The 4,920-nt window shown below is 65.3% G+C and carries 1 protein-coding gene; it reads right to left on the bottom strand.

Going from position 1 to position 4,920, the window contains the following annotated elements:
* The coding region (locus tag AB3X94_RS41170; protein ID WP_368614423.1) for an amino acid adenylation domain-containing protein at positions 1–4,920 on the bottom strand (4,920 nt) is incomplete at both ends.

Genomic DNA, 4,920 nt, shown 5'->3' with positions numbered 1-4,920 from the left:
CGCTGGTCCTGATAGACCACCGCCACCGCATCCGGCGCCTGGCGCACCTGGGCCTCAAACAGCTCATGGATGCACTGCTGCTCAGGATACGTCACCGCCGTCCGGTTCAGCTCCTCCAGCAGATACGTGCGCTCGGCACTCGACAGCAGCTCAATCCGGTGGACCGCTTGCCGCGCATCGGCAGCCATCGCCCGCAGCAGCGCCAGCAGATAGCCTCGTTGCCGCTCGATGGTCGCCTGATCAAACAGCGCCGTGGCATAACCCAACGTTCCGGCGATCTCCTCACCATGCTCGCCAAGGCTCAGCTCCAGATCGAACTTGACCTGATCGAAGCCGTCTGCCGCCGCCTCCACACGCAGCCCAGGAAGGTCGAACGTCCCAGCGGCGTTGTTCTGCCAGGCCAGCATCACCTGGAATAATGGCGTATGATCAAGAGCCCGGGGCGGCTGCACGATCTCCACCACCTGCTCGAACGGCAGGTCCTGATGCTCCTGCGCAGCCAGCACCGTGCGCCGTGTCCGCTCCAGAAGCTCCGACACGCGCGGCTTACCCGACAGGTCCAGCCGAAGCGCCAGCGTGTTGACGAAGAACCCGATCAGCCCTTCGATCTCGCGGTGCCCCCGATTGGCGCTCGGCACGCCAATCACAAGATCGTCCTGCCCCGACAGACGAGACAGCACCGCCGCCCAGGCCGCCAGTATCGTCATGAACAACGTCGTGCCATGCTGCAGGCTCAGCCGCTTCAGCTCCCGCGTCAAATCCGCATTGACGATGATCGGAACCGTGGCCGCGGCAAACGACTGCTGGGCAGGCCGCGCACGGTCCGTCGGCAAGACAAGACGGGCTGTGCCTGCCAGGGCGCTGCGCCAATATTGCGCCTGCTTCTGCAGCCGTTCCCCCGACAGCCACTGCCGTTGCCAGGCGGCATAGTCCGGATACTGGATGGCAAGCGGCGGCAGAGGATCGTCGTGCCCAGCCTCGAATGCCCGGTAGAGCTGGCTAAGTTCACGCAGCAGCACGCCCATCGACCAGCCGTCCGAGACGATGTGATGCTGGGTCAGCAGGAAGACGTGTTCCTCGTCCGACATCCGCACCAATCGTCCGCGGATCAGCGGACCGCGCGCAAGATCGAATGGCGTGCGCCCCTCTTCGTCACACAGGTCCAAAAGTGCCGCTTCCGCATCCGATCTCTCCCGCAGATCGTGCTCAACTATCGGCAGTCCCGCATCCGGCGGCAGAACCTCAACCCGGGGCTTGCCCTGCCTCGCGACAAACACACTGCGCAGCGCTTCATGGCGCGCAAACAGACGGTCAAGGCTGCGCTGCCAGGCGCTGTGGTCGAGCATCCCGCGCAGTCGCAAGGCCAGCGGAATGTGATAGTTCGTGCTGCCTTCGTTCAGCTGCGCCAAAAACCATAGCCGCTGCTGCGCAAACGACAGCACAAGCGGCTCATGACGCGACACGGCTGCAATCGACGGCAGCTCTTGCGGACCGGAGCAGCGCAACAGCTCGACGGTGCTCGCCGCCAGGTAAGTCAGCACTGGCCTTGCGAACAGCGTCGACAGCGGCAGGTCGACCCCAACCGCCTGTGACAGCCGGCTCGACATCTGCACGGCCAAGAGCGAGTGGCCGCCCAGTTCGAAGAAGTGGTCGCTGCGCCCGATGCGCTCGACACCAAGGAGCTCGGCCCAGATCTGCGCCAGCGCGGTCTCGATCGCGCCTTGCGGCGCCTCATAGGCCGACAGCGCATAGGCCTGATCGGCCGGCGCCGGCAGCGCCTTGCGATCGAGCTTGCCGTTCACCGTGAGCGGAAGCGCCGCCAGCCGCACAAACGCGCTCGGCACCATGTAGTCCGGCAGCCGCGCACTTAAGTGCGCCCGCAAGGCGCCCGCAAGCCCGCCTCCATCACCCTCGTCCGAGCCGGCCTCGGGCGCGCAGACCACATAGGCGATAAGATGCTTGTGGCCGGCGCCGTTCTGGCCCGCCACCACCACCGCCTCGCGCACCCAGGCGTGCTCGCAAAGCCGCGCGACGATCTCGCCCGGCTCGATGCGGAAGCCGCGGATCTTCACCTGATCGTCGTTGCGGCCCAAAAACTCAAGATTGCCGTCCGGCAGATAGCGCGCCAGATCGCCAGTGCGGTACAGCCGGTCGCCCTCGACAAAGGGACTGGCGATGAACCGCTCCGCGGTCAGCTCGGGCCGGTTCAGATACCCCCGTGCTACCCCCGCCCCGCCAATGTAAAGCTCGCCCACCGCGCCGAACGGCACGGGCGCGCCACAGCCATCCAGCAGATACACCCGCGTGTTCGCAATCGGACGGCCGATCGTCTCAACGACAGCCTCTCCCCTTAGCAGGCAGATCCAGGTTGAGTACGTGGTGGTTTCAGAAGGCGCATACAGGTTATAAATCTTCTCTACGCGACTACTCTCGAAGGCCTTCTCTATGAGGCCCGCCTTCAGCCGCTCGCCGCACGAATTGATCACGCTTGCGGAAACCGGCACGGCTTTCCTGTCAACCAGGGGGGCGATCGCCGAGGGCACTGTGTTGATCAAAGAGATTTCCAAAGACCTCCCGGCCAGCGCCAGCGCATTCTCCACAAGGTAGAGCGTGCTTCCTTGCGAAAGCGGAACGAAGCACTCATAGACGGACAGATCGAAACTGATCGAGGTGGAAAACAGCGTGCGGCTGATCTCTGATGCCGTAAACACGTCGCTGCTCCAATGCAGCAGGTTCACCGTGCTCGCATGCTCAATCATGACCCCCTTGGGGGTGCCGGTGGATCCGGAGGTGTAGATCACATAGGCGAGATGGCGCGAGGTCAGGCCGAGCGCACGCGGGTCCGGATCGGAGACCGGCAGGTTCGCCCACTCCGGCGTCGCCGTCTCTAGATCGACCACCGTCAGATCGAGCAGCGCATCGGCCCCCAGCGCCGATCGGCCCGCCGCATCGGCCAGCAGCAGCGGCGGCGCCGCATCCTCGAGCATCTGGCGCAACCGCGCCGACGGATAGGCCGGATCCAGCGGCAGATAGGCGCCACCCGCCTTGAGGATCGCCAACAGCCCGACCACCATCGCCACGCTGCGCGCAACGCAGATCGCCACCGGCTGGTCCGGCGTCACCCCGAGCCCGATCAGATGATGCGCCAGCTGGTTGGCCCGCGCATTGAGTTCGCCATAGCTTACGCGCTGGTCCTGATAGACCACCGCCACCGCATCCGGCGCCTGGCGCACCTGGGCCTCAAACAGCTCATGGATGCACTGCTGCTCAGGATACGTCACCGCCGTCCGGTTCAGCTCCTCCAGCAGATACGTGCGCTCGGCACTCGACAGCAGCTCAATCCGGTGGACCGCTTGCCGCGCATCGGCAGCCATCGCCCGCAGCAGCGCCAGCAGATAGCCTCGTTGCCGCTCGATGGTCGCCTGATCAAACAGCGCCGTGGCATAACCCAACGTTCCGGCGATCTCCTCACCATGCTCGCCAAGGCTCAGCTCCAGATCGAACTTGACCTGATCGAAGCCGTCTGCCGCCGCCTCCACACGCAGCCCAGGAAGGTCGAACGTCCCAGCGGCGTTGTTCTGCCAGGCCAGCATCACCTGGAACAGCGGCGTGTGATCAAGACGCCGGGGCGGCTGCACGATCTCCACCACCTGCTCAAACGGCAGGTCCTGATGCTCCTGCGCTCCCAAGGCCGAGCGCCGCGTCCGCGTCAACAGCTCCGCCACGCTCGGCTCGCCCGACAGGTCAAGCCGCAGCGCTAGGGTGTTGACGAAGCAGCCGATCAGCTCTTCAACCTCGCGGCGACTGCGATTGGCGCTCGGCACGCCAATCACAAGATCGTCCTGCCCCGACAGACGAGACAGCACCGCCGCCCAGGCCGCCAGTATCGTCATGAACAACGTCGTGCCATGCTGCCGGCTCAGCCGCTTCAGATCCCGCGTCAGATCCGCATCGATCACGACCGTCACACTGGCCCCGGCAAACGACTGCTCTGCCGGCCGAGGCCGATCTGTCGGCAAGGCCAGACGGGCCGGTGCGCCAGATAGATTGTTGCGCCAATAGTGCGCCTGGCTCTGCAGCCGCTCGCCCGACAGCCACTGCCGTTGCCAGGCGGCATAGTCCGGATACTGGATTGCAAGCGGCGGCAGCGGATCGCCTTCACCGGCCACGAAGGCCCGGTACAGCTGACTGAGTTCACGCACCAACACGCCCAGCGACCAGCCATCCGAGACAATGTGGTGCTGCGTTAGCAGCAAGACGTGCTCCTCATCCGAGATCCGGATCAGCCGGCCGCGGATCAGCGGGCCACGCGCCAGATCGAACGGCGTGCGCGCCTCTTCCCTGCACAGACCCAATAGCGCCTCGTCCGCATCCGGCCTGTCCCGCACATCGTGCTCCACAACCGGCAGCCCCGCATCCTCCGGCAGCAGCTCCACCCAGGGCTTGCCCTCCGGCGCGACAAACACGCTGCGCAGCGCCTCATGACGCGCCAACACACGGTCAAGGCTGCGCTGCCAGGCGCTGCGGTCGAGCCCACCCTTGAGCCGCCACCCGAGCGGAATGTGATAGTTCGTACTGCTCTGATCCAGCTGCGCCAAAAACCACAGCCGCTGCTGCGCAAACGACAGCACAAGCGGCGCTTCACGCGATACCGCCACAATGGCTGGCAGGTCTTGCGCGCCGGAGCGGCTCAACTCATCCATGATACTCGCGGCCAGATCGGCCAGCACCGGTTTGGCAAACAGCGTGGTCAGCGGCAGTGTGAAGCCAATGGCCAGCGAGACCCGGCTCAACAGCTGCACCGCCAAGAGCGAGTGCCCGCCGAGCGCAAAGAAGTGGTCGTGGCGTCCGACCCGCTCCACACCGAGAAGCTCGGCCCAGATCTGTGCCAGCGTGATCTCGACCTCGCCTTGCGGCGCC

This window comes from Paraburkholderia sp. BR10923, assembly GCF_040948765.1.
Classification (GTDB): domain Bacteria; phylum Pseudomonadota; class Gammaproteobacteria; order Burkholderiales; family Burkholderiaceae; genus Paraburkholderia; species Paraburkholderia youngii.
The sequence above is the reverse complement of the archived record's forward strand: the minus strand, read 5'-3'. Positions and strand labels throughout refer to the sequence as shown.